This window comes from Gelidimonas denitrificans (genome assembly GCF_055694065.1).
Window position 1 is genome coordinate 98,425 of the sequence record NZ_CM146350.1, and the last position, 23,459, is coordinate 121,883.

21 protein-coding genes are annotated in these 23,459 nt (G+C 56.7%); 11 read left to right on the plus strand and 10 right to left on the minus strand.

Annotation, left to right across the window (positions count from 1 at the left end):
• Positions 1-276 precede the first annotated feature (276 nt).
• A complete protein-coding gene (locus FKCLFG_RS00465) occupies positions 277-861 on the minus strand; it encodes a hypothetical protein (protein ID WP_472614295.1) in 585 nt (194 codons plus the stop codon).
• 427 nt (positions 862-1,288) lie between these two features.
• On the opposite strand from FKCLFG_RS00465, the gene FKCLFG_RS00470 reads away from it, so the two are divergent.
• Positions 1,289-1,486, plus strand: a complete 198-nt coding sequence (locus FKCLFG_RS00470) for a type II toxin-antitoxin system VapB family antitoxin (protein ID WP_472614296.1) — start codon at positions 1,289-1,291, stop codon at positions 1,484-1,486.
• The gene (locus FKCLFG_RS00475; protein WP_472614297.1) at positions 1,483-1,854 is read left to right on the plus strand and encodes a type II toxin-antitoxin system VapC family toxin; all 372 of its coding nucleotides are present in this window, start codon (positions 1,483-1,485) and stop codon (positions 1,852-1,854) included. Before FKCLFG_RS00470 ends, FKCLFG_RS00475 begins: the two co-directional genes overlap by 4 nt.
• A gap of 93 nt (positions 1,855-1,947) precedes the next feature.
• Here the strand turns inward: FKCLFG_RS00475 and FKCLFG_RS00480 are convergent, their stop codons facing one another.
• The 4 genes from FKCLFG_RS00480 to FKCLFG_RS00495 all read right to left on the minus strand — a co-directional run bounded on the left by FKCLFG_RS00480 (position 1,948) and on the right by FKCLFG_RS00495 (position 7,509).
• Positions 1,948-2,214: a DUF2442 domain-containing protein gene (locus FKCLFG_RS00480; protein WP_472614298.1), complete on the minus strand. Its 267-nt coding sequence runs from the start codon at positions 2,212-2,214 to the stop codon at positions 1,948-1,950.
• A gap of 133 nt (positions 2,215-2,347) precedes the next feature.
• Positions 2,348-2,881 (minus strand): REP-associated tyrosine transposase, encoded by a 534-nt coding sequence (locus FKCLFG_RS00485; protein WP_472614299.1) that lies wholly within the window; start codon positions 2,879-2,881, stop codon positions 2,348-2,350.
• A 355-nt stretch (positions 2,882-3,236) separates the two neighbouring features.
• On the minus strand, positions 3,237-6,527 hold the full coding sequence (icmF, locus tag FKCLFG_RS00490) for a fused isobutyryl-CoA mutase/GTPase IcmF (protein ID WP_472614300.1): 3,291 nt from the start codon (positions 6,525-6,527) through the stop codon (positions 3,237-3,239).
• A gap of 544 nt (positions 6,528-7,071) precedes the next feature.
• A complete protein-coding gene (locus FKCLFG_RS00495; protein WP_472614301.1) occupies positions 7,072-7,509 on the minus strand; it encodes a YXWGXW repeat-containing protein in 438 nt (145 codons plus the stop codon).
• Between the two features lie 433 nt (positions 7,510-7,942).
• Between FKCLFG_RS00495 and FKCLFG_RS00500 the strand changes: the two genes are divergently transcribed.
• The 5 genes from FKCLFG_RS00500 to FKCLFG_RS00520 all read left to right on the plus strand — a co-directional run bounded on the left by FKCLFG_RS00500 (position 7,943) and on the right by FKCLFG_RS00520 (position 14,492).
• On the plus strand, positions 7,943-9,382 hold the full coding sequence (locus FKCLFG_RS00500; protein ID WP_472615889.1) for a sensor histidine kinase: 1,440 nt from the start codon (positions 7,943-7,945) through the stop codon (positions 9,380-9,382).
• A gap of 70 nt (positions 9,383-9,452) precedes the next feature.
• Positions 9,453-9,965, plus strand: a complete 513-nt coding sequence (locus FKCLFG_RS00505; RefSeq protein ID WP_472614302.1) for a hypothetical protein — start codon at positions 9,453-9,455, stop codon at positions 9,963-9,965.
• The gene (locus FKCLFG_RS00510; RefSeq protein ID WP_472614303.1) at positions 9,962-11,356 is read left to right on the plus strand and encodes a sigma 54-interacting transcriptional regulator; all 1,395 of its coding nucleotides are present in this window, start codon (positions 9,962-9,964) and stop codon (positions 11,354-11,356) included. Before FKCLFG_RS00505 ends, FKCLFG_RS00510 begins: the two co-directional genes overlap by 4 nt.
• A 244-nt stretch (positions 11,357-11,600) precedes the next feature.
• Positions 11,601-11,993, plus strand: coding sequence for a BON domain-containing protein (locus tag FKCLFG_RS00515; protein WP_472614304.1), 393 nt, complete (start codon positions 11,601-11,603; stop codon positions 11,991-11,993).
• Between the two features lie 381 nt (positions 11,994-12,374).
• Complete coding sequence (locus tag FKCLFG_RS00520) at positions 12,375-14,492, plus strand: putative bifunctional diguanylate cyclase/phosphodiesterase (RefSeq protein WP_472614305.1); 2,118 nt, start codon at positions 12,375-12,377, stop codon at positions 14,490-14,492.
• Positions 14,493-14,567: 75 nt separating this feature from the next.
• Here FKCLFG_RS00520 and FKCLFG_RS00525 read toward each other — a convergent pair whose 3' ends face one another.
• The 3 genes from FKCLFG_RS00525 to FKCLFG_RS00535 form a co-directional block, all read right to left on the minus strand.
• On the minus strand, positions 14,568-15,506 hold the full coding sequence (locus FKCLFG_RS00525) for a LysR substrate-binding domain-containing protein (protein WP_472614306.1): 939 nt from the start codon (positions 15,504-15,506) through the stop codon (positions 14,568-14,570).
• Between the two features lie 93 nt (positions 15,507-15,599).
• A complete protein-coding gene (locus FKCLFG_RS00530; protein WP_472614307.1) occupies positions 15,600-16,631 on the minus strand; it encodes a GGDEF domain-containing protein in 1,032 nt (343 codons plus the stop codon).
• 113 nt (positions 16,632-16,744) lie between these two features.
• A complete protein-coding gene (locus tag FKCLFG_RS00535) occupies positions 16,745-17,224 on the minus strand; it encodes a ProQ/FINO family protein (protein WP_472614308.1) in 480 nt (159 codons plus the stop codon).
• A gap of 182 nt (positions 17,225-17,406) precedes the next feature.
• Here FKCLFG_RS00535 and FKCLFG_RS00540 point away from each other — a divergent pair, with 182 nt between their 5' ends.
• The 4 genes from FKCLFG_RS00540 (at position 17,407) to FKCLFG_RS00555 (ending at position 21,998) form a co-directional block, all read left to right on the plus strand.
• Positions 17,407-17,745, plus strand: coding sequence for an ArsR/SmtB family transcription factor (locus FKCLFG_RS00540; RefSeq protein WP_472614309.1), 339 nt, complete (start codon positions 17,407-17,409; stop codon positions 17,743-17,745).
• A gap of 71 nt (positions 17,746-17,816) precedes the next feature.
• Positions 17,817-18,872 (plus strand): alkene reductase, encoded by a 1,056-nt coding sequence (locus FKCLFG_RS00545; protein WP_472614310.1) that lies wholly within the window; start codon positions 17,817-17,819, stop codon positions 18,870-18,872.
• Positions 18,873-19,550: 678 nt separating this feature from the next.
• Positions 19,551-19,958, plus strand: a complete 408-nt coding sequence (locus FKCLFG_RS00550) for a putative pterin-binding protein (RefSeq protein ID WP_472614311.1) — start codon at positions 19,551-19,553, stop codon at positions 19,956-19,958.
• Positions 19,959-20,003: 45 nt separating this feature from the next.
• Positions 20,004-21,998, plus strand: coding sequence for a putative bifunctional diguanylate cyclase/phosphodiesterase (locus FKCLFG_RS00555; protein ID WP_472614312.1), 1,995 nt, complete (start codon positions 20,004-20,006; stop codon positions 21,996-21,998).
• Positions 21,999-22,185: 187 nt separating this feature from the next.
• On the opposite strand, the gene FKCLFG_RS00560 is transcribed toward FKCLFG_RS00555, so the two are convergent.
• Complete coding sequence (locus FKCLFG_RS00560; protein WP_472614313.1) at positions 22,186-22,398, minus strand: DUF3820 family protein; 213 nt, start codon at positions 22,396-22,398, stop codon at positions 22,186-22,188.
• A gap of 46 nt (positions 22,399-22,444) precedes the next feature.
• The gene (locus tag FKCLFG_RS00565) at positions 22,445-23,434 is read right to left on the minus strand and encodes an LLM class flavin-dependent oxidoreductase (protein WP_472614314.1); all 990 of its coding nucleotides are present in this window, start codon (positions 23,432-23,434) and stop codon (positions 22,445-22,447) included.
• Between the last annotated feature and the right edge of the window lie 25 nt (positions 23,435-23,459).

The window sequence follows — 23,459 nt, forward strand, 5'->3', positions numbered from 1 at the left end:
GCGGTGCTGGGCTGGTTGGGCTGCTTGCTCCGGAGTCATCCTGAAGCAAACACATCGGCATTTTAGCCGCACAAAGGGCGCTGCGGACGCCGTCCGACAATATTTTTGACCGATCGTGCTATTTTTAGGTCGAGTGAAAATTTGGGGGCTTGTATTTTTTCTGGTGTTGCGGTAGTGAGTTAAAGATCAGTAGGGCGGAAAAGCATAGTCCTACGGTGCTGTCCCCTATTTCTCCGGGAACGGGCCGGCGCGAACGAGGTTGATTTCAGGACACATTCAATTCACCGGCCTGTTCCCGGTCGGGTCTAGCGTTTTGTTAGGCGTTTCGGCCAAGAGTTTCTCAGCGGTCGCGTCAAGAAGTCGAGTCATGCGCGCAGCAAAAATAGGGGCCAGTCCTGCCAAAGCTGCGAGCGAGATGCCGACCACTATACGCACGGCATGAGAAAACGACGGCTCATTGAAGTCGCACGCAAGCGCGACTCCAAAGTAAAAGAGGGGAAGCGCGAACGCCATCAGAGCATGCCTCAACTGGAGAAGCTCAAGAGCCTCTTTCAGGAGCTGTGGCTGCTGAAAGGATTCGATTCGACTGACGAGCAATAATTCGCTTTCGGTCGCGTCCGCGAGGTGCCTGAAAGCCACGCTGGAGGCGGCGAAATTGATCATGCCGATGACGTAAGCGGTAAGAGCAATGATCACGATGAAAATGTTTTTGAACTCGTTGTTCAGCATTGCGGCGACCTGGTCAAATGCGCTCTCTCCACTTCCAAATACGTCGGCCCAAAAAAGGGTTCCGGCCATTAGCAGGGCGCCGGAATGGAACGCGACGACTACTCGACTAAACGTCTGGAGAAATTCAAGCATAAAATTTGAATCGCCTGCTAGATATGTCCGAACAACTATGACGCGCATACGGACTTGTGACAGATAACGTTTCTCGGAAAAAACCCGCGAAACACCCTTGCAGCTTGGCTCTCAAGAGATGTTCTGATATGTCATACGGTCAAAAATATTTTACGAAACTGGTCGCTGCGATTACTTTGCATTCTACGAAGCTTCTTGGTCGTGTCAAGGAGACAATCTTTGATAAGCATTACAGTCTGATGTGACGCAAGCCACCAAGCTTATGGCTCTAGGTAGGTAGGTTGGTGTTGGGCTTGCGAAGCCCAACATTCGATAGCGAACGCTGTATGTTCCAAATGTTGGGCTTTGCAGCCCAACCTACCGCGCTATGCATTTATTTTGTCATCATTTGATGCCATAATATGTGCATACATTAACGGAGAACGATATGCGCACCACACTTGTACTTGATGATGATTTGCTGGAAAAAGCCCTGCTGCTGACTGGCCCGATGGAAAAGACCGCTTTAGTGCGCGAAGCTCTCAAGGCATTAATTCAGCGCGAGAGCGCCAAACGGTTGGCCTTGCTGGGAGGCTCGCAACCTTTGCTGGATGCCGTCCCACGACGCCAGTCGGAGCCAGCGTGATTCTGGTTGATACCTCGGTCTGGATCGACCACTTGCGGTACGGTGATGCGGGATTAACGGGGCTTTTGAACGCGGGCCAGGTGCTGGGTCACCGGTTCGTGACGGGCGAACTGGCATTGGGCAACTTGCAGAATCGCAATATGGTCCTGAGTTCCCTGCAAGACTTGCCCCAATCGGGTGTTGCCACCGACGAGGAAGTTATGCGTTTCATCGCCCAAAACGCACTGTTCGGAATCGGAATTGGCTATATCGACGCTCACTTATTGGCCGCTGTGCGGCTTTCACCCGGCGCGTTGCTATGGACGCGTGATAAGCGTCTGCTTGCGGCAAGTGCCCGGCTTGGCTTGTCTGCAAACCTGACGCATTAACTTGCTAAGGAAAAAGCCATTGTCAAGGCCAAGGGGCTTGCCTGCGGTTGACCCCGGAGCTTTTCCGCCCTCCAGCTTCTAGCGCTAGCGCACTCAGCTTGCGTGATGGGTAAGTTTGGCCACCAATGGAAATTTGCTAGGGTCGCGAATTGATTCCACCGCCAGATCAACATCAAGCAGAGGCCAGTAGAGATGATTGGGCGTTGGCCATTCGACGGTAGTGATCTGTTCCATCGTGGCTTGCTTGAACCAGGGAAATTCCGCGTAAGGGACAAACAGTTCCTCGTCCTTTAAAAGCAACCAGAAACCCTTGTTGGATGCCAGGGAAACCTCGACCTCAGAAGTGCCTATGCCATGCATCGGTGATCTCCTTGTAATGATCTTGCACCAGCGATGATGCTTCATGGAGCTGCGTTTTGGAAAGTCCTTGATTCATCGCCAACACAATTTCAGCACTGTAGGGCGGAAAAGCGCAGCGCCTTCCGCCGTATGCCTATGCCTCCCTTTCGCCGACAGCCAAGTCAGGCGCCTCGCCTGCCCAATCATCCGGATACATCCCCGCAGTCACGAACCGATGAAATGACGAGTAGGGCCATGCGCTCACCTGTCGCACCAGTCCATGCTTGAACGGATTGATATGCACGTAATCGACATGCGCCGCATAGTCCCGCTCATCACGAATCGTATGTTCCCAAAATCGTCGTTGCCAAATGCCACGTTCGCCTTTGCGTGCACGTACTGCCGACAAGCGCTCGGTTTTCGGTAGCGACTTCGAAAAGGCAATCTTGATCGCTTTCCAGCGGGCGGAATAGTCGCTGTCACCGGGTGGAAGAGTCCAGATGCAATGGGTATGGTCCGGCAACACTACCCACGCATCGATGTGAAATGGCCGGCGCGCACGCACCTGTCGCACCGCTTCACGAAAGGCGTCGATGTGCTCGACCAGCAAGCCGCTACGGCGTTCGAGCAGATTGACGGTGAAAAAATACGTCCCTCCGGGGACGCGATTGCGGCGGTAGTCTGGCATCGATGAAGTGTGGCTGGGAGTTGCGTGCGGGTTGCATGCGGCGGAAGGCGCTGCGCTTTTCCGCCCTACGGCCTATTGCTTAGTTGCAGACACGCATTTGAAAGTAAGTTCGTCACTAGCAGCATTGACGAACATGCGTCCGTCTTTGGCCCAAGGCCGTAAGCCGTACACCGTAGGGCGGAAAAGCGCAGCGCCTTCCGCCGCAGGTACATGCAAAAATCTGAATGCGTAACGATATACACGCCCGGTACACGTGTGGGATTGGGAATTTCCCTTCGTGAAAAATGGTGAGCGAAATGAGTGGTGATTAGGCGGAAGGCGCTGCGCTTTTCCGCCCTACGTATCTACTACGTACCTACATATTCCGCCGATACTGCCCGCCGACCTCAAACAGCGCGGTAGTGATTTGCCCCAGCGAACACACCCGTACCGCGTCCATCAGTTTCTCGAACACGTTTTCGTTGTTGACCGCAGCTTGCTGCAATGCTGCCAGTGCTTGCGGGGCTTCGGCCGCATGGCGGCTCTGGAAATCGGCCAAGCGGGTCAGTTGCGACTGCTTTTCGGCTTCGGTCGAGCGCGCCAGTTCGATTTTTTGCGGGGTGCCGCCGGCTTTCGGGTTGCGGAAGGTGTTGACGCCGACGATCGGCAGCGTGCCGTCGTGCTTCATGTGTTCGTAGTGCATCGATTCTTCCTGGATCTTGCCGCGCTGGTAACCGGTTTCCATCGCGCCCAGCACGCCGCCGCGTTCGGCGATGCGTTCGAACTCTTGCAGCACCGCTTCTTCCAGTAGATCGGTCAATTCTTCGATGATGAAGCTGCCCTGGATCGGGTTTTCGTTCTTGGCCAGGCCCCATTCGCGGTTGATGATCAATTGAATTGCCAACGCCCTGCGCACCGATTCGTCGGTCGGCGTGGTGATCGCTTCATCGAAGGCGTTGGTGTGCAGGCTGTTGCAGTTGTCGTAGATCGCGATCAGCGCCTGCAGCGTGGTGCGGATGTCGTTGAAGTCGATTTCCTGCGCATGCAGCGAGCGGCCTGACGTCTGGATGTGGTATTTCAGCTTCTGGCTGCGGTCGTTGGCGCCGTATTTGTCGCGCATCGCCACTGCCCACAAACGGCGTGCGACGCGGCCCAGCACCGTGTATTCCGGGTCCATCCCATTGCTGAAAAAGAACGACAGATTCGGCGCGAAATCGTCGATGTGCATGCCGCGCGCCAGATACGCTTCGACGAAGGTGAAACCGTTCGACAGCGTGAAGGCCAGTTGCGAGATCGGATTGGCACCGGCTTCGGCGATGTGATAGCCGGAGATCGAGACCGAATAGAAGTTGCGCACCTGGTGGTGGACGAAATATTCCTGGATGTCGCCCATCACCTTCAGGCTGAATTCGGTCGAGAAAATGCAGGTGTTCTGGCCCTGGTCTTCCTTCAGGATGTCGGCCTGCACCGTGCCGCGCACGTTCTGCAATACCCATGCACGGATTTTGGCGGCTTCGTCGGCGGTCGGATCGCGGCTGTTGTCGCTGACGAACTTGCCGAGTTGCTGGTCGATGGCGGCGTTCATGAACATCGCCAGGATGGTCGGGGCCGGGCCGTTGATGGTCATCGAAACCGAGGTGGTCGGGCTGCACAGGTCGAAGCCGTCGTACAGCACTTTCAGGTCGTCCAGCGTCGCAATCGAGACCCCGGAATTGCCGACCTTGCCGTAGATATCGGGCCGGATCGCCGGGTCGGCGCCGTACAGCGTGACCGAGTCGAACGCGGTCGACAGCCGCTTGGCGTCCATCCCTTCGGATACCAGCTTGAAGCGGCGGTTGGTGCGAAACGGATCGCCTTCGCCGGCGAACATGCGGGTCGGGTCTTCGTTTTCGCGCTTGAAGGCGAACACGCCGGCCGTGAACGGGAACGAGCCGGGGACGTTTTCCAGCATCAGCCAGCGCAGGATTTCGCCGTGGTCCTCGAACTTCGGTAGCGCAACCTTGCGGATCTTGGTGCCGGACATGGAGCTGGAGACCAGTTGAGTGCGGATTTCCTTGTCGCGGATTTTGACCACGTATTCGTCGCCCGCATACGATTTTTGCATGACGGGCCACATCGTCAGCAGCTTTTTGGAACCGGCGTCGAGATTGGCGTCGCGCTCGGCGATCAGGTCGTCGAAGTCAGCATTCTTGCCGGCAGCGTTCAACATACGCTTGGCTTCCTGCAACTGCTGACGCTCGCGCGCCAGCAGCACTTGCTTGCGGGTAGATTTGTGATAACCGCGCAGCGTGTCGGCGATTTCGGCCAGATAACGGCTGCGTGCCGGCGGCACGATCACGTTCTTGCTGCTGGAAAACTTGGCGGTGATGGGAGCCAGTTTGCTGGCATTGGCTTTCAGGCCGTGATCAATCAGTTTTGGCAGCAAGCCCTGGTACAGCGCGGTTACGCCGTCGTCGTTGAAGCGCGACGCCTGGGTGCCGAATACCGGCATGTCGTCCGGCCGCAAGGTCCACAGTTCGCGGTTGCGCTGGTATTGCTTGGCGACATCGCGCAGCGCGTCTTGCGAGCCTTTGCGGTCGAATTTGTTGATCGCGATGAAATCGGCAAAATCGAGCATGTCGATTTTTTCCAATTGCGAGGCGGCGCCGAATTCCGGCGTCATCACATACGTGCTGACATCCACATGCGGCACGATCGCGGCGTCGCCCTGGCCGATGCCGGAAGTTTCGATAATGACCAGATCAAAGCCGGCCACCTTGCAAGCGGCAATCACGTCCGGCAGCGCCTGCGAAATTTCGGAACCGGCTTCGCGCGTGGCCAGCGAACGCATGAAGACCCGCACTGGCGCGCCATCCTTGCCACCCCACGGGTTGATTGCATTCATGCGGATGCGGTCGCCCAGCAGCGCGCCGCCCGATTTGCGGCGCGACGGGTCGATCGAGATCAGCGCGATATTCAGCGCATCGTCCTGATCGATGCGGATGCGACGGATCAGTTCATCGGTCAGCGAGGATTTGCCGGCGCCGCCGGTGCCGGTAATGCCCAGCGTCGGGGTGCGCAGTGCGGCTGCGGCTGCATGCAATTGCGCCTTCAGTTCCGCGCTGACCTGGTCGTTTTCCAGCGCGGTAATCAATTGCGCCAGCGATCGGTGTCGGGAGGCAACATCGCTGTCCTGCAGTGCAGCCAGTTCGGTCGGGGCAAAGACGGACAGATCGACATCGCAGGCCTGGATCATCGACTGGATCATTCCGACCAGCCCCATGCTTTGACCGTCTTCCGGACTGAAAATGCGGGTCACGCCATACGCGTGCAAATCGGCAATTTCTTCCGGTACGATCACGCCGCCGCCGCCGCCGAACACCTTGATATGCGCGCCGCCGCGTTCGCGCAGCAAGTCGATCATGTACTTGAAGTATTCGACATGGCCGCCCTGATAACTGGAAATGGCGATGCCTTGCGCATCTTCCTGCAATGCCGCGGTGACGATTTCATCCACCGAGCGGTTGTGCCCGAGGTGGATCACTTCCGCGCCATTGGACATCAGGATGCGGCGCATGATGTTGATCGACGCATCGTGGCCGTCAAACAGGGAAGCTGCGGTAACGAAGCGAATTTTGTTGGCAGGTTTGTATGCAGTGAGCTTGTCGACGATGGACAGATCGGTCATGGTGGTCTCCGGGGTGGCGGGGTGTTGTGCGCTCTTATGCGACGGTTTACATGACGTTTACGTAAACGTCACAAAAAACCGAGTATAGCGCGAAAAAAACAGTTTATCTGTCGTCCGGATGTCAGTTTTTCAGGCTATTGCGCGCTACGCAAAAAACCGCTGAACTTGGCGGCCGCATAGATATGCATTGCCGACGAAAAACCCGAAAAGAACGAACCGGATTCGCGCCATAACGAGTTTCGTAAAAACAAGGAGTATCGTTATTTTCATGGCATTGCACGCATATATTAATTGCATGTATTAAATATACTCAACAAATATTTGAAATGTACCGAAGCCTCGCCTGAACCTGGGCTGCTGTTCCTGCCACTCTGTTGCCACTTTTTTTCGTGGACATTGTTTTCCAGCATGATGCGCACTGGCGAGAACCCGTTAAACACCAGCCCATGCCGGCGAACCCGGCCATCCAAAGCGCCGCGCGCCCAATTAAAAACCGCCCCAATCAGGGGCGGTTCGATGCAGCTTTGCCATCCGCACTGCCAACTTAATTGCGGCGCGGGTCGTTCGGCCTGTGGTCTTGACGGTTTGGCACGCCATCATGGTCGCGATCACCATGACCCTTGCCTCGATTTCCGTTGCGGTTGTCATGGCGATTGTCATGGCGTTCGCCGCGCTGCCATCCACCGCGGTTTAGCTGCCAGCCATTATTGCTGTGACGCCATTCAGGACGCTGATAGTGCTGACCGACGCGGACGCGTTCCCAATGACCAGCCACCCACACATGTCTTCTGCCATTCCAATTCCAATAACCGGGTGCCCATTCATAGCCTCGACGGGAGGCTGGAACGACCTCATATCTTGCCGGCGGAGGTGCGTTACCAATAACGATATTGATACCTACTTGCGCGATCGCTTGCGTAGGGATAAAAGCAGCAGTACTGAGAGCAACAATTGCTGCGGCAGTGCAGAGAATACGTTTCATACCAATCTCCAAACGACGTTGTGTACGCTTCAATATATAGAGTTGCCAACGCCAGACAACAAGTGATGCATCTGCTTACAACAGATACATTTGGTCCGCGCTGCTCTGCCTGGCAGCGAACAGACAGCAGTGATAGATGCAGGACGGAGTGGGACGGTTTCTGAACCGCTGCGGCGGCAGGTGGAACTTGAGGCTGAAATTGCCCTCGAACCGCTGCTGCAACCCGGTACCGCAAGTGGCAGCGCGGGTGGTCGGGATCGACGCGGGGTTTCTGCCTGCATGCGGGTCTTATTGCTAACTTGTTATTATCTGGCCTCCTGAGATCAGGCAGCGCGGCGCAGCGAGCACGTTTTGGCTTTGGCGTCGCCATTCCAGCCCGCAATCGTGTGATCGCGGGCAATGTTGTGCTGAACCGAAGAACAAACTCATAGTGATTCTTTCCAGGCTATCTTTTCGCCAACTGCTGCTGACTGCTTTTCTGATGATTGTGGCGCTCTTGAGCGCGACCTCGGTGCAAGCCTTATTGACGCTGGAACGACTGGCCAGCCATAGTCGTCAAACCGCGCAAGATGCGGTGCAACTGACCGAAGATGCGCAGCGCCTGGCGGAACGGACCATCGCGATGGAACGCAGTGCGCGCCAGTTTCTGGTGCTCAACGATCCCAGCTTTCGGAGCCGTTACCGCGAAGTGTGGAGCGAGGCGCGGGCCGCCTTGAGCGCGCTTTCGATGCAGTTGCCAAAGGTGCCGGCGCGTGAATTCAAGGACTGGAGTGCGCAGAGTGAATCGGCCTGGGCCTTGTTGCAGGCCGATCCCCTGCAGCGCCAGCAAAATCAGGAAATTCTGGCGCGCGTTTTTGTCCGCTTGCCGGCCATCAATAGCCTATTGTCCAGAGAGAGCAAGCTTGAAGTCGAGCGCCGCAACAACGCGTTGCTGGCAGCACTGGAGCAGCAACGCAGCGTCTTGAAAGCGCAGGTGATCGGCGCCATCGCGCTGGCTGCGCTGTTTGCGTTTTGTTTTGGCCTCTGGCTGTCGCGCCCGTTGGGGCGGATTGAAGCTGCCATCAGCCGTCTGGGCCAGAACCGTTTCGATCAGGCGATCGAGGTGCATGGGCCGGCCGATCTGCGCCGGCTCGGCAGCCAGTTGGACTGGTTGCGCCGGCGGCTGGCCGATCTGGAAGCCGACAAGGCGCGTTTCTTGCGCCATATTTCGCATGAATTGAAAACCCCGCTGGCGTCCTTGCGTGAAGGCGTGGCGTTGCTGGAAGAAGAAGTGGCCGGCCCGCTATCGGACAATCAGCGCGAAATCGCCGCCATTTTGCGTCAGAACACGCTCGCGCTGCAGACTCAGATCGAAGATTTGCTGCGCTACAATACCGCGGCATTCAACGCCCAGCAGCTGCATTGTGTGCCGACCGCACTGCACGCTTTGCTGCAGCAGGTGATCGACGTGCAGCGCCTGCAATGGCAAGCGCGCGATTTACACATCGACCTGAGCGGCCCGGAACATGTCGCCAGCGTTGATCCCGACAAGCTGCAGGTGGCCCTGGCTAATTTGTTATCGAACGCGATCCGTTTTAGCCCGCAGGGTGGCACCATCCGCCTGGTGCTGGACGCCCAGCCGGATTGCATCACGGTCGATTGCATAGACCAGGGCCCGGGCATTGCGCAGGCCGACGTGGCGCGCATATTCGAGCCGTTCTATCAAGGTCAACGTCAGCCGCCGGGGGCGCGCAATGGCAACGGCATCGGCCTGTCGATCGTGCGTGAATATGTTGCCGCCCATCGCGGCACGGTACAACTTTTGCCGCGTGCAACGGGCGCCCATTTTCGGATTTCGCTACCTAATAAAAATATAGAAAACAATGAAAACTAAAATTTTGATCACTTTGCTGTGCGCCCTGTCGGCGGCCTGCACCACTGCGCCATCGCAGAGGTCGACGCCCATGTCAACGCCGGTCCCGGTGGAAGAACCGGCTACTGTGATCGCTTCCCAGCCTGCGCCGGGCGGGTTGAATGCGTCGCGCGAAATTGGTGTCTTGCTGGCCTATCACCAGTGGTTGCGTGAATTAACGCCGGCCGCACTGACCAAGGAACTGGCAGTTCTGCAAGCGCAGCCCAAAAACGCGCAATTCGCGCTGAAAAAATCGATGCTGCTGACCTTGAGCCATAACAATGACGATTTGGCGCGAGCTCAGAGCTTGACCGACGGCGTCATCAAATCGACCGAGCCGGATGCGCTGGCCGTCAAGCCATTGGCCCAGATTCTTGCCGCCAACACCACCGAAATGCGTCGCCTCAGCGACCAGGCCGATAAATTTAATCAGCAGAGCCGGGACAGCCAGCGGCGCGTCGAGCAACTCAAGCAAACGCTGGAAGAGCTGAAGGCGATCGAACGCACGCTGCCGGCGCGTCCGAATGGCGCGCCGGCAGCCGCGCTCACAAAAGGGACGCCATGACGACCGCACATGCGCACATCCTGCTGGTCGACGACGATCCCGATTTGCTGCGCTTGTTGTCGATGCGCTTGAGCGCCGCCGGCTATCGGGTCGCTGCGGTAACCAGCGCGGAAGCGGCGCTGGAACGTCTGGCGCTCGAATTGCCGGCCCTGGTGATCAGCGACATCCGGCTGCCGGAGCGCGACGGACTGGCGCTGTTCGATGAAATCCGCAGCCAGCATTCGGCGCTGCCGGTGATCCTGTTGACCGCACACGGCACCATTCCGGATGCGGTCGAAGCCACCGCACGCGGCGCTTATGCCTATCTGACCAAGCCGTTCGACGGTAAAGTGCTGCTGGAAAAAATCGCCCAGGCGCTCAGACTGAGCGTGTCATCGCCGCTGTCATCGTTGCTGCCAACGTCAAGCGACGAAGCATGGCGCGCAGGCTTGATCAGCCGCAGCCAGCGCATGAATGCGCTGCTGGCCGAGGCCAAGCTGGTGGCGGCAACCGAGGCCAGCATCCTGATTCGCGGCGAGAGCGGCAGCGGCAAGGAGCTGCTGGCCTGCGCGATCCATCGCGCCAGTCACCGCGCCAACGCGCCTTTTGTGGCGGTCAATTGCGGCGCGATTCCTGAGCAACTGCTGGAATCCGAATTATTCGGACACGTCAAAGGCGCTTTCACCGGCGCTGTGGCCAACCGTCCCGGCCTGTTTCAGGCGGCGCATGGCGGCACCTTGTTTCTGGACGAAATCGGCGACATGCCGCTGTTGCTGCAAGTGAAGTTGCTGCGGGTGCTGCAGGAGCGCGCGGTGCGGCCGGTCGGCGCCGACCAGGCGTTGCCGATCGATGTGCGCATTGTCTCGGCGACCCACCGTGATCTCGATGCCGCGCTGGCTGACGGGCAGTTCCGCGAGGATCTGTATTACCGCCTCAACGTGGTGACCTTGAGCCTGCCGCCGCTGGCCGAGCGGCGCGAAGATATCGCCCTGCTGGCCAACCATTTCCTGCAACTGCTTGCCAGCAAATATCACAAGCCGCTGAACGGCTTTGCGCCCGATGCGCTGGCGGCGCTGATGACCGCAGCGTGGCCCGGCAATGTGCGCCAGCTTAATAATGTGGTCGAGCAAGTCTGCGCGCTGGCCACCACGCCGCTGGTGCCCTTGTCGCTGGTGCAGCGCGCGCTGCGCGTGCCGTCGCTCGAAGTATTGAGTTACGCCGAGGCCAAGCAGCGTTTCGACCGCAATTACCTGATCCAGCTGTTGAAGCTTACCGACGGCAATGTTGCCGACGCGGCGCGGCTGGCCGATCGCAACCGCACCGAGTTCTATCGCTTGCTGCAAAAATCCGGCCTGACGCCGAGCCTGTTCCGGGCCGACGAGGTTTCTGTCGCCGAAGAGCGACAGAAATAATTCCCTTAAAATCAACGGCCTGCGTGATTCAACGCGGCCAGTTGTCGCCTGGGAGCGACACAAATCGCATCAAAATCGCGCTTTTGCCGCCACCACAATCGTGGATTTTTCTTAAGTCTTTGAATTGATTGATTTTTTAACATGCTGGCACAGTGCTTGCTATGAAGGTATTTGTAACGTTAGTACGGCGTTGCTTAGTTCAGTACTACTACTAACCACTATCCTTACTACGAAAGAAACCATCATGCAAAATCATAAAATGTTGTCCCGCCTGCTTGTTGCCGCACTGGTATCTTTAACTTCCGTCGCTGCAGTGCAAGCCGCAGATGCATCCACATCCACTACCGCAGCGACCAGCCTTTCGGGCCCAGCCTCTGCTCCCAGCACCACCTCTAATCCCGCTGCTACCTCCGCCTACGCTGACGATGCAATGATCACCACCATGGTCAAAGCTGCGCTGGTCGAAGACAAGAAAGTGCAAGCCCTGAAAATCAGCGTGTCTACCGAACAAGGCGTGGTGAAAATGTCGGGCATCGTGCCCAATGCTGAAGCTGGCAAGCGCGCGCTGCAACTGGCCGCCGGAGTTCAGGGCGTCAAGGACGTCCAGAGCGAACTGAAGGTAAAAAAGGGTAGCTAATCCTATTGAAAGACAGTTGCGTTGAGCTAGTTTCAAACCGTCGCTCCCCAGCGCGGCAGTTTGCTTGACGGTAATTTCACTACAGCAACGCACTACAGCAAATAAGCGGCCCGCAATTTTATGCGGGCCGTTTTTGCATGCCAGCCTTGAAGCAGCCCTCTGGCAACCTGTCGGGCAGGCGCAATCGAAGCAAAAAATTCGCTGAACGCGATGAATTCCATCGGATTTGTGACGTTGTTAATAGCGTGCTATTGACCAAAAAAATGGTGAAATAGGGGCTTTTCATAGTATTTAGTCACGTCTAGTAAATTTTCATCCTTCTAACTATAATCAGCGCAGCCTAAAGAAGGCCACCCACGGGCAGTGCCCAGAAAGTTTTTTGTGTCATCTTTTCCAGAACCGTCGCCGCGCATCGCTGTCGCCCCCACCCTATGCGCGCAACCGCGTTTTGATACTCTTGTCAATCGTATCGACGGGATCGTCTGGGAGGCGGATCCAGCCACTTTTCGCTTCACTTTTGTTAGTGCGCAAGCCGAGCGCATCCTGGGCTACCGGATTGAAGACTGGTACGCCGAAGGCTTTTGGGCCGCCCACATCCACCCGCAGGATCGCGAACGTGCAGTCAACTATTGCACCCTGCAAACCAGGAGCGGCAACAACCACGCGTTTGAATACCGGATGCTGGCCGCCGACGGCCGGGTGGTCTGGCTCAAGGATTCTGTCAGCGTCGGAATAGGTGCCGATGGTGCCGATCAAGTGGTTTCCTTGTGCGGCATCATGGTTGACATTACCGAGTTTGAGCGCTCCGAACAAGCGTTGCGGCTATCGGCCACCGTGTTTGAAAGCAGCAGCGACGGTATCGTGATTACCGATGCCAATACACGCATTCTCAAGGTCAACCGGGCCTTTTGCGCGATTACTGGATACGCCGCCGACGAGGCGTTGGGCCAGACCCCTGCGCTGTTGCAATCGGAACAGCAGGATGCCGCGTTCTACCAGGCGATGTGGCAATCGATTGCCGAACACGGCAGCTGGAGCGGAGAAATCTGGAACCGCCGCAAATCGGGCGAAATTTTCATCGAACGGCTGTCGATCAACCAGGTACTCGACGCCGATGGCACTGTTACCAATTACATCGGTATTTTCAGCGATATTTCGCACGCCAAGGCGGCGCAAAGCCAGATCGAGCGACTGTCGTATTTCGATGCGCTGACCAATCTGCCCAACCGGGCGCTGCTACAGGATCGACTGCAGCATGTGCTGCGCAACGCGGAGTCCAAAAACCAACGGGTCGCGCTGCTGACGATGAATATTGAACGCCTGGCCCACATCAATGACACTTTGGGGCACGATGTCGGCGACCAAGTCATCGTCGCGGTGGCCCAACGTCTGGCGGCCAGCGTGCGCACCGCCGATACCGTTTTCCGTCATCTCGGCGACGAGTTCGCGGTCATCCTGGAAGGCCTGGACGGCGCGCATGCTGCGGCCGACATGGCCGAGCGCGTGTTGAGCGCGCTCAGCCCAGCCTTCCGGCTCGAAGAACACGAGATCAGCGTGGGCGCCTGCATCGGCATCAGCCTGTTTCCGGACGACGGCAGGACCCCTTTGATGCTGCTCAAAAATGCCGATGTCGCGCTGCACCACGCCAAGGGCAGCGGCAATTTCCAGTTTTTTCGGGAAGAAATGAATGCCGCTTCGATGGAACGGCTGCTGATCGAAAACAGCCTGCGACTGGCGCTGCAACGCAATGAGTTCCGGGTTTTTTATCAGGCGCAGCTCGATTTTGCCAACGGCCAGATCACCGGAATGGAGGCGCTGGTGCGCTGGGTGCATCCCGAGATGGGGCTGGTGTCGCCGCTGCGGTTTATTCCGGTGGCCGAAGAAACCGGGCAAATCGTCGAGATCGGCTTGTGGGTATTGCGCACCGCGTGTCAGGAAACGCGGCGCTGGCACCAACAGGGCTATGACCATTTGCGGGTGGCGGTGAATGTGTCGGCCAAGCAATTCAACCAGGACGATTTCGCCGCGCAAGTGAAACAGGTGCTGCAAGACACCGGCCTGGCGCCCGAGCGGCTGGAACTGGAACTGACCGAAAGCCTGATCATGCAGCGCCCCGAGCGCGTGATCGGCACCATGGAAGAGTTGCGCGCACTCGGAGTGCGATTCTCGATCGATGACTTCGGCACCGGCTATTCCAGCCTGGCGCAGCTCAAGCGCTTCCCGATCGACAAGCTCAAAATCGACCAGTCGTTTACCAGCGATATCGGGAAAGATGTCAACGGCGCCGCGATTACCCGCGCCATCATTGCGCTGGGCGCCAGCATGCATTTGCAGGTGATCGCCGAAGGGGTGGAAACCTCCGAACAACAGCGCTTCCTGATCGACAACGGCTGCCACAGCATGCAAGGCTATTTGTTCAGCCGCCCGATCCCGGCCGCCGAATTTTCGTGCTTGCTGGCGTCGCACGACGCAAGTCCGTATCTAGATGCGCTGCTCTGAAGCAGTTTTCTGCGCCAGCTATTGGCTAGCAGGGGCAGGGGCGGGTGAGCGGGTCGTTCCTGGCGGGCTGAAAAATTAGTGCGGATGCAATGCATGCGCGCCCAGCCAGCGGCCGTTTTCGCATAGCGTTTGGGTCACTTCCAGCACCAGCCGCTCGACTGCCGCGGCGGCATTAGTGAGCGGAATATTCTTGGACGCACACAAGGCCACGGTGCGTGAAATTTGCGCCCCGCCGATCGGCCGCGCCACCATGTCGCCGCGTTCGATTTCGGCCAGCACCGGCGCCACCGGCAGGATGGTCGCGCCAATATCCGCCAGCAATGCGGATTTCAGAATGGCGATCGAATTGATGTCGATCACATTGTCGATCGACAGCCCGGCGCTGCGCGCGAGGTTTTCAATGCGCGCCCGCACGCCGTGTTGCAAGCCGGGCAGAATCAACGGCGCCCGCACCGCGTCGGCCAGCGCGATCGACGTGCCGCGGGCCTCGAAGCGCGAACCGCTGCCGGTGATGTACAGCATGTCTTCTTCCACCAGCGGGGTAACGGTGAAGGCGCTCAGTTGCCCATCGTCGAACAGCACTGCCAGATTGATGCGGCCCGATTTCAGTTGTTCGATCAGGCTGCCGGAGAGTTCCTCGGTCAATTGCAGCGTGATGTCGGGGTAGGTTGCACGTATCGCCGTCAGCAAGGGCAGCGCCAGCGCGCCGGAAATGCTTTGCGGCAGACCGAGCGCGACGGTGCCGGTGGGCCGGTCCATCGATTGGGCCACGGCCGATTTGGCGTCGCCCACCTGTTTCAGGATCGCTTGCGCGTGTTCATAAAATAGCGTGCCGGCATCGGTGGAGAGCACGCCTTGGGCCGAGCGGTGCAGTAATTTCGCGCCCAGTTCCTCTTCCAGCTGGCGCAATTGCTGGGTCAGCGCAGGCTGGGCGATGTGCAGCACGCGGGCCGCGCGCGACAGCGAGCCGTGATCGACGATGGCGACAAAGTAACGCAGCTGGCGCAGTTCCATAGGGGTGTATTTTTAATTTAGCAATTAAGTTATGCGGGAAATGCACAATTTATGGTGATACTCCCACAATAATTAATATCTATCAGGCCTGGATTAAAAGAATTCCACCATGTCGTTCGATGTCTCCGACTTCAGCTGGCCGCCTTCCACCAGCTGCTCGTAATAACAGACCTGGTTGCGGCCGTGGGTTTTCGCATGGTAGAGCGCCAGGTCGGCATGTCCGAGCACGACCACCGGGGTCGCATTCAAGCCGATGCGGGTAAAACCGATGCTGACGGTGACCTGGCCGACTTGCGGAAAATGGAATTTCTCGACGTTGCTGCGAAAACGCTCGAAAATGCGCAGCGCATCTTCCAGTGCGGCGGCCTGCAATAAAATCACGAATTCTTCGCCGCCGAAGCGGAACAGCCCGTCATGCGGGCGGAACGAGGTGCGGATCAAGTTGGCCATCAACAGCAGCACTTCGTCGCCATACAGGTGGCCGAACTCGTCGTTGACGCGTTTGAAATGGTCGATGTCGACCACCGCCAGCCACTGATTCTTGTTTGCCTCGGTATGCCGGCGCTCCTCCGGTTGCGACTCGGAGGGCGTGTCGCACTGCGCCAACGAGCGCAATATTTTCGAAAAATTCTCGTCAAAGGTTTTGCGGTTAAGCAAATCGGTCAGCGAATCGCGCTGGCTGTAATCGAGCAGGCTGCGATGGTTGGCATAAATGGTGATGATGGCCTGCGCCATTTCCAGCGTCTTGTCGTCGCATGCGGCCGGATTCCAGAGTTCCAGGCAGGCGATGAAGTTATCATCCTGCCAGACCAGCAGCCACAATATGTGGGTTCCGTCCGGCATGATTTTTTGGGCGCTTAATTGATGCTGGCTTACCGCAGCCGCCAGTGCCGGCTCGAGCGCCACCGATTCGCTGCTGCACCGGATGTGATTGCATTCTTCACAGGCATGGAGTCTGCAGGCGCTGAGTTTGAGGCGTATTTCATCGCGCACCCGCAACACTTCCAGTTTGCGCACCTGACTGGCCGCAGTCACCTCTGCCAGCGCCTCGATGACCGACGCGTCGAGTAACGCATGGTCGCGTTGCCGTGTCATGGACGTCAAGTGCTGTAGCAGGGTTTTCATCTGGAATCCTAGAGCGTATCTGCACAAAGCGGATGCATCCGCTTTGTGTAAGTGTATCCCAGCAAGATTCTGGAGATTGCTTAAGATTGGGTTTTGCGGGCAGTGCTGCTAAGTTAAGTGCCGCTGCGAGAGAATTTAGCCGCGAGCTGACCTAGTTTTTCAGCGTGCTGGCGCTGGGTTTCTTCAGCTTTACGCTTGGCTTCCTCAGCTTCGCGGTGCGCCTTGCGCTGCTCGGCGTCTTTCTTGAAGCGCTCCCGCAACACCTCGGACGCATGGGCGCGATGTTCATCCGTGATGGCGTCGGTTGCATTGCCATCGAGGTCAAACCTGGCCGTCGCTTTTTCCATACCCTTCATGTACCGCAACGATCTGGTGTGGAGGCCCAATGCAATGCGCAGGGTTTTGCGATTTGTCTGCGGCAGCAGCGCGATGAGTTGCTTGTCGATGCCGATCGCCAGCGGCAGGTAATCACGAAAAGCCACGAATTTTTCCTGCAGTTCCTTGAGCAGTGCGCGTGCAGCGTGAATCGGGTTGGGAGCAGTGACGGGAGCAGTAACAGGGGTAGAGCCGGGGACAGGATTGGGCGTATTCATTGACAGCAATTGTGCAGTTTATTCTGGGCCTGCAAGGATATCACGGGGAAGTTGCGTGGCAACGATTACCGCGCTCCGAATTGATGCTCTGCACATTCTTCATTAATATCGTATTATGGCGATATTAATTTCATAAAATAACAATATTTGATTCTTCAGAAAACGAAATACGAGCATTGATTATGGACTTCGACGCAATTCACAAGGCACTGGCCAATCCGGTGCGGCGGCAAATACTCGGTTGGCTTAAAGAACCGAATCGCTATTTTTCCAATCAGGAATATCCGCTCGATCTGGGCGTCTGCGCCGGTTTGATCAATCAGCGCGCCGGTCTGTCCCAATCGACGGTCTCCGCCCATCTGGCGATTTTGCAGCAGGCAGAACTTGTCACCGCAAAACGCGTGGGGCAATGGATTTTTTTCAGCCGCAATGAGCAGACGATTACCGCATTTCGCGCCTATATCAATGACGATTTGTGCTGTGAAAAAAGTAATGTGCAATCCGGTACAGCCGCTTTTTGAAGCTCGAAACATCCTGCAAAAAACACCTGCAGCATCAAACCCAACCTCTCTGAACTTTATTGAAAGTGACTATGACACCTTTATTTAATCCAATCAAAATCGGCGCGCTCAACCTCCCAAACCGCATCATCATGGCGCCTCTGACACGATCCCGTGCCGTCGGGGAAGGGCGTGTGCCGAATGCGCTGATGACGCAATATTATGTCCAGCGCGCATCCGCCGGCCTGATTATCAGCGAAGCCACTGCGGTGACACCGCAAGGCGTCGGTTATGCCGATACGCCAGGCATCTGGTCCGACGAACAAGTTGCCGGTTGGAAGCAAGTGACCGACGCCGTGCATGCGGCAGGCGGGCGCATTGTGATGCAGCTGTGGCATGTCGGCCGCATTTCAGACCCAAGCTTACTGGACGGTGCGTTGCCGGTTGCGCCGAGCGCGATTGCAGCACAAGGACATGTCAGCCTGTTGCGCCCGTTACGTGATTACGTCACGCCAAGAGCGCTCGATCTGGCGGAAATCCCGGGCATCGTCGCGGCTTACCGCAAAGGCGCTGAAAATGCCAAGGCGGCAAACTTTGACGGCGTTGAAATTCATGGCGCGAATGGTTATCTGCTCGATCAATTCTTACAGGACGGCAGCAATAAGCGTACTGACATCTACGGCGGATCGCTTGAAAATCGCGCTCGCCTGATGCTGGAAGTAACCGATGCCTGTATCGCGGTATGGGGCGCGGAGCGAGTCGGGATGCATCTGGCGCCGGCTTGCGATACCCACAGCATGGGCGACTCCAATCCGGCCGAGACTTTCGGCTATATTGCGCGAGAACTGGGCCAACGCGGCATCGCCTTCATCTGCGCGCGGGAACCGCAAAGCGAAAACCGGCTCGGCCCGCAACTCAAGAAAGCATTCGGCGGCGTCTACATCGCCAATCAGCAATTGACCAAGGCCACAGCCGAGCAAGTGCTGAACGCGGGCGAGGCCGATGCGATCGCGTTCGGGCAGTTGTTTATCGCCAACCCGGATCTGCCGCGCCGGCTGAAGATCAATTCGCCATTGAATGTGCCGAATTCGGCTACCTTCTATCAACCAACCGCTGAAGGTTACATCGACTATCCGGCTCTGGCATGATGGATGCCCACGGCCGTTGCCAACGCGCTGCCGTGGGTTTTTTTATTGAGTTCGCCATTGGACGAAGTTGCGCATGTTCATTTTCTAGAAAAGCAGTGTCCACGAAAAACGTGGAAAAAATGTAGTTGATCGCCATCCATAAGCATGAGTATGTTTTATATAAGCAATTAAAATATGCGTGAAATGCCATAAAAATCGCTATACACCATACCCTTTAAGAATGTCATTGCGCCATGAAGCCCTTTCATGACCTTCAATGACCTTCATGGACACGTAAGCAACGTCAGTCCACAAATTATTCCGCCCGCATTCCTTATGCACTCTCTGCCGCACACATGAATCTGTGCGTGTGTTGTCGCAAATCAAATTTTTAAGATTTCTTTATGTCAATATTAATTCTCGTAAATATACGATATTTGTTGCGACGCACAAGCGGCAGCGCGCCCGTCAAACATGGCGCGCGCGTTCCTATGTGCCGCGCCGCAATGTCGATTGCACGAATCGCCGCCATTAGCTGGTTCATAGCCAAATAATTGTTTAATTTTTGAGTTCGAGGGACATACGATGAAATCGTATTTTTTAGTGGTATGCCGTTTTTTTCTGTCAGTGTTTTTTATCAACATGTTGTCGGGCGGGGCGGGGGCGCAAGCGCTACCAAAACCGAAAGGCCCTGTCATTTTGTCTGTCGGAGGAAACATCAGCCATCGCAATGCCGGAGACTATGCCGAATTCGATGCCGAAATGCTGGATGCGCTGCCCGTTACCCAATTTTCCACAACGTCGCCCTGGCACGCAATTCCGGTCACCTATGCCGGCCCCTCGCTCAATAGTGTTTTAAATGCGGTTGGAGCGCAAGGCAAGGTGCTGCGTTTGACGGCGATGAATAAATACGAGATCAAGATGCCTTTTGACGATGCCGCCGAGTTTGAGCCGGTGCTGGCGCGCCGGGCGGATGGAAAGGAATTGATGGTGCGCAGCAAGGGCCCTCTGCTGATGATCTATCCGTTTGACAGCAAGCCCAGGCTCAAGAACGACACCTATTACACGCGTTCGATCTGGCAACTGCAAAAAATTGTTGTTGAGTAAGCCTTCGTGAGTTCAGTAATCGAATGTCCCGAGCTTAGGCGCTCCATGAAAATTCGTGATTTTTATGCGGATATAAGGAAGCCGGTTCGCCGCTTTTTACTCGGGGTCGCAACTATCATTTTGGTTGCGGTGACTGGCCTATGCTGGTTTCAATTCCAGCAGATTGAACGGGTAGCCCGCGGTACTGTTCAGGGACACGACAATTTTGCATGGGAGTTTTACCAGCTTGAGTTGGACCTGATGCGCTACCAGAGTGCCTTGCAAGAGGCAGTACACCAACCCGATAAGCCCGGTTTGCTGGCGGAAACGAGTAATTACTACAACATTTTTGCAAGCCAGGTGCTGCTATTCGAGACTAGTGTCAGCGGCAACCTCATGAAGGAGAATGCGACATTCAGGCAAGCATATGCCGAGGCGCGGTCGTATCTGAAAAAAGCAGATTCCTACCTGGAAGAAATTCCCAAAACACTGGATGCCGCGACGTTGCAAACGCTGCAGCAGGACATCAATCGGCTGCATCCGGTTATTCACAGACTTTTGCTGGATGTGCATGAAGTACAAAACATGCGTTCGAGCCAGATGCTGGGTGACGTTCGGCAGTTCGCTCTTTACGAGGGCATCACGTTGACTGTTTTGTTGATTCTGTCAGTGATTTTTGGCCTGTTTGCGATTCAGCAGCTCGCGCTGACCGGTCGCCGGCAGCGCGAGCTGGAAACCTTGCACCTGGAGGTCAGCCACCGTGCGGCCCATGATTCTCTGACTAATCTGGTGAACCGGTTTGAATTCGAAAAGCATTTGGGCCGTGCGCTGGACTTGTCGCGCAATCAGGGCATTGAATCCGCGGTGATGTTTGTCGATCTGGATCGCTTCAAGATTGTCAATGACACCTGTGGACATAGTGCCGGCGATCAGTTGCTGCGTGACGTGGTGCAGGTCATCAGCCGCTGCGTGCGGTCCACGGATACCTTTGGCCGACTGGGGGGCGATGAATTTGGCGTGATTCTGACGCACTGCGGCCCGCAAAAGGCCGCCGAGGTGGCCGAGCAGATTCGCAAGGCCGTGGACGACTACCGGTTTGAGCATGGCGGTCGCCGTTTTCATATTGGCGCCAGTATCGGCTGGGTGCAGATGCATAGGAAGTGGCAGTCCACTGCAGCCGTCCTGAATGCGGCCGACTCGGCTTGTTATGTGGCCAAGCATTCGGGGCGCAACCGCGTCCATGCCTATGAAAATAACGACAAGGGTGTGCTGGCCCAAAAAGACGGAATCCAGTGGGCACAGCGCATTGAAGAGGCTCTGGCTGAAGGGCGCTTCGAATTGCACTGGCAGCGCATTGTGGCGATTCAACCCGAACACAAGCACGGCGGGGTGCATGGTGAAGTTCTGTTACGCATGATCGATACCGATGGCAGGCTGGTGTCGCCAGGCGATTTTGTGCCAATTGCCGAACGTTTCTTTCTGGCAAGCAGAATGGACCGATGGGTGTTGCGCGCAGTTTTCGAATGGATGGTGCAGCATGAAAACGCACTGCAGCACCTGGACCGGCTCTCAGTCAATCTGTCTGGCCAATCGGTGGGTGACCCGGTATTTCGTGCCGATGTGCTGGCCATGATGGACAGCATGCCGGTGGACTATCGCAAGATATGCTTCGAGGTCACCGAGACTGCAGCCATCATCAACCTCAACGAGTCGGTGGCTTTCTTCATCGCACTGCGTGACCGTGGCGCGCGCATTGCGCTCGATGATTTTGGCAGCGGCATGACATCGTTTGGTTACCTCAAGACACTCCCCGCGGATGTGCTGAAAATTGACGGCCAGTTCATGCGCAACCTGCTGACCGATCCGGTTGACCGGGTCTGCATCCAGAGCATGGCGCAACTCGCCAAGGCCACACACATGGAAACCGTAGCCGAATGGGTCGAAACGGTAGAGGTGGAAGCCTTGCTGCGCGAGCTGGGAGTGGACTACGCCCAGGGCTATTTGCATCACCGGCCTGAGCCACTGGACCACTTGCTGAGAATCGCAACGGAGGCTGTTTGAGTCGCCAAATTCCGTAAATACAAGGAGTATGGCAATTTTTATGGCGTTTTACGCATATACTTATTGCGTATATAAAATATACTCAATAAGTATTCGAACTTATTTGGTTCGGCGTTGCAGGGAATTGAGCTAATTAACAGTATCAATCCTATTCCGGCTGGTCTGGTTTGGGACGGGCGCGGGGAGGTCAGCGCTTGCGAAGCGGGGCTAGCAAATGCGTCAAAGCATTGTGGTCCAACTCATACATCAGCGCTATCAGACCGCCGAGCTCGCCGGAGGGAAAGCCTTCCCGCGCAAACCAGCCAAGGTAATGTCCCGGCAGGTCGGCGATCAGCCGACCTTTATACTTCCCATAAGGCATTTTACGAGTGACTAAAAGCTCCAGGTGTTCGGGATTCATCGTCGACTGCAGCCTGCCTGCGAAAGGATGATATTGGCGCTATCGCTCAAGCCAGCGCTTTGTGGACGTCTGCTGTGATCTCATACGAGCGCAGACGCGCGGCGTGATCGAATATCTGCGACGTGATCATCAGCTCATCCGCATCCGTGCGCGCAATAAACGCCGTCAATTCACGCGAGACCGTTTCGGGCGAACCGATGGCGGAACATGACAGGACCTGGTCAAGCAATGCGCGCTCCTGCGGGCCGATGTGGCTTAAGTAATCTCCCATCGGCGGCGGCAGACGCGAAGGGCGACCGCTGCGCAGGCTCACAAATGATTGCTGCATTGAGGTCGCGTGAAATTGCGCTTCCGCATCGGTGTCGGCGGCAAAGACATTAAAGCCGAGCATCACATACGGCTTATCGAGTTGCTCCGACGGTTGGAATGTGGCGCGGTATAACGCAATCGCCTGCATCATCTGGGCCGGCGCAAAATGCGACGCGAAAGCATACGGCCGACCGAGCGCCGCCGCCAATTGGGCGCCAAACAGGCTCGATCCCAAAATCCAGATCGGAACGTTCAGACCAGCGCCAGGGACGGCCCGCACAGCTTGCTTTGGCGCCGACGAGAAATAATCCATCAACTCCAAAACGTCCTGCGGGAACTCGTCTGCATCGGCGGCCAGATTGCGCCGCAAAGCGCGCGCAGTGATCTGGTCCGAGCCCGGCGCGCGCCCCAGCCCCAGGTCGATGCGGCCGGGAAAGAGGGACTCCAGCGTCCCGAATTGCTCGGCAATCACCAACGGAGAATGATTAGGCAACATGATGCCGCCGGCGCCCACTCTAATTTTTGAGGTGCCGGCTGCCACATGCCCGATCAAGACCGCGGTCGCGGCGCTGGCGATGCCAGGCATGCCATGATGTTCCGCCAGCCAATAGCGGTTATAGCCCCAACGCTCGCCATGCTGCGCAAGATCGAGCGTGTTGCGAAATGATTGGGCCGCATCGCTACCTTCAGCGATCGGAGAAAGGTCAAGGATGGAATATGGGATCATATTTTTTAGTTAGGGGCGGCAAGGC

Excerpts from the sequence above, each read along its gene's own strand:
- FKCLFG_RS00465 (WP_472614295.1), bottom strand. The coding sequence starts at position 861 with ATGCTTGAATTTCTCCAGACGTTTAGTCGAGTAGTCGTCGCGTTCCAT.
- FKCLFG_RS00470 (WP_472614296.1), top strand. The coding sequence starts at position 1,289 with ATGCGCACCACACTTGTACTTGATGATGATTTGCTGGAAAAAGCCCTG.
- FKCLFG_RS00480 (WP_472614298.1), bottom strand. The coding sequence starts at position 2,214 with ATGCATGGCATAGGCACTTCTGAGGTCGAGGTTTCCCTGGCATCCAAC.
- FKCLFG_RS00485 (WP_472614299.1), bottom strand. The coding sequence starts at position 2,881 with ATGCCAGACTACCGCCGCAATCGCGTCCCCGGAGGGACGTATTTTTTC.
- icmF (WP_472614300.1), bottom strand. The coding sequence starts at position 6,527 with ATGACCGATCTGTCCATCGTCGACAAGCTCACTGCATACAAACCTGCC.
- FKCLFG_RS00495 (WP_472614301.1), bottom strand. The coding sequence starts at position 7,509 with ATGAAACGTATTCTCTGCACTGCCGCAGCAATTGTTGCTCTCAGTACT.
- FKCLFG_RS00505 (WP_472614302.1), top strand. The coding sequence starts at position 9,453 with ATGTCAACGCCGGTCCCGGTGGAAGAACCGGCTACTGTGATCGCTTCC.
- FKCLFG_RS00510 (WP_472614303.1), top strand. The coding sequence starts at position 9,962 with ATGACGACCGCACATGCGCACATCCTGCTGGTCGACGACGATCCCGAT.
- FKCLFG_RS00515 (WP_472614304.1), top strand. The coding sequence starts at position 11,601 with ATGCAAAATCATAAAATGTTGTCCCGCCTGCTTGTTGCCGCACTGGTA.
- FKCLFG_RS00525 (WP_472614306.1), bottom strand. The coding sequence starts at position 15,506 with ATGGAACTGCGCCAGCTGCGTTACTTTGTCGCCATCGTCGATCACGGC.
- FKCLFG_RS00530 (WP_472614307.1), bottom strand. The coding sequence starts at position 16,631 with ATGAAAACCCTGCTACAGCACTTGACGTCCATGACACGGCAACGCGAC.
- FKCLFG_RS00535 (WP_472614308.1), bottom strand. The coding sequence starts at position 17,224 with ATGAATACGCCCAATCCTGTCCCCGGCTCTACCCCTGTTACTGCTCCC.
- FKCLFG_RS00540 (WP_472614309.1), top strand. The coding sequence starts at position 17,407 with ATGGACTTCGACGCAATTCACAAGGCACTGGCCAATCCGGTGCGGCGG.
- FKCLFG_RS00545 (WP_472614310.1), top strand. The coding sequence starts at position 17,817 with ATGACACCTTTATTTAATCCAATCAAAATCGGCGCGCTCAACCTCCCA.
- FKCLFG_RS00555 (WP_472614312.1), top strand. The coding sequence starts at position 20,004 with ATGAAAATTCGTGATTTTTATGCGGATATAAGGAAGCCGGTTCGCCGC.
- FKCLFG_RS00560 (WP_472614313.1), bottom strand. The coding sequence starts at position 22,398 with ATGAATCCCGAACACCTGGAGCTTTTAGTCACTCGTAAAATGCCTTAT.
- FKCLFG_RS00565 (WP_472614314.1), bottom strand. The coding sequence starts at position 23,434 with ATGATCCCATATTCCATCCTTGACCTTTCTCCGATCGCTGAAGGTAGC.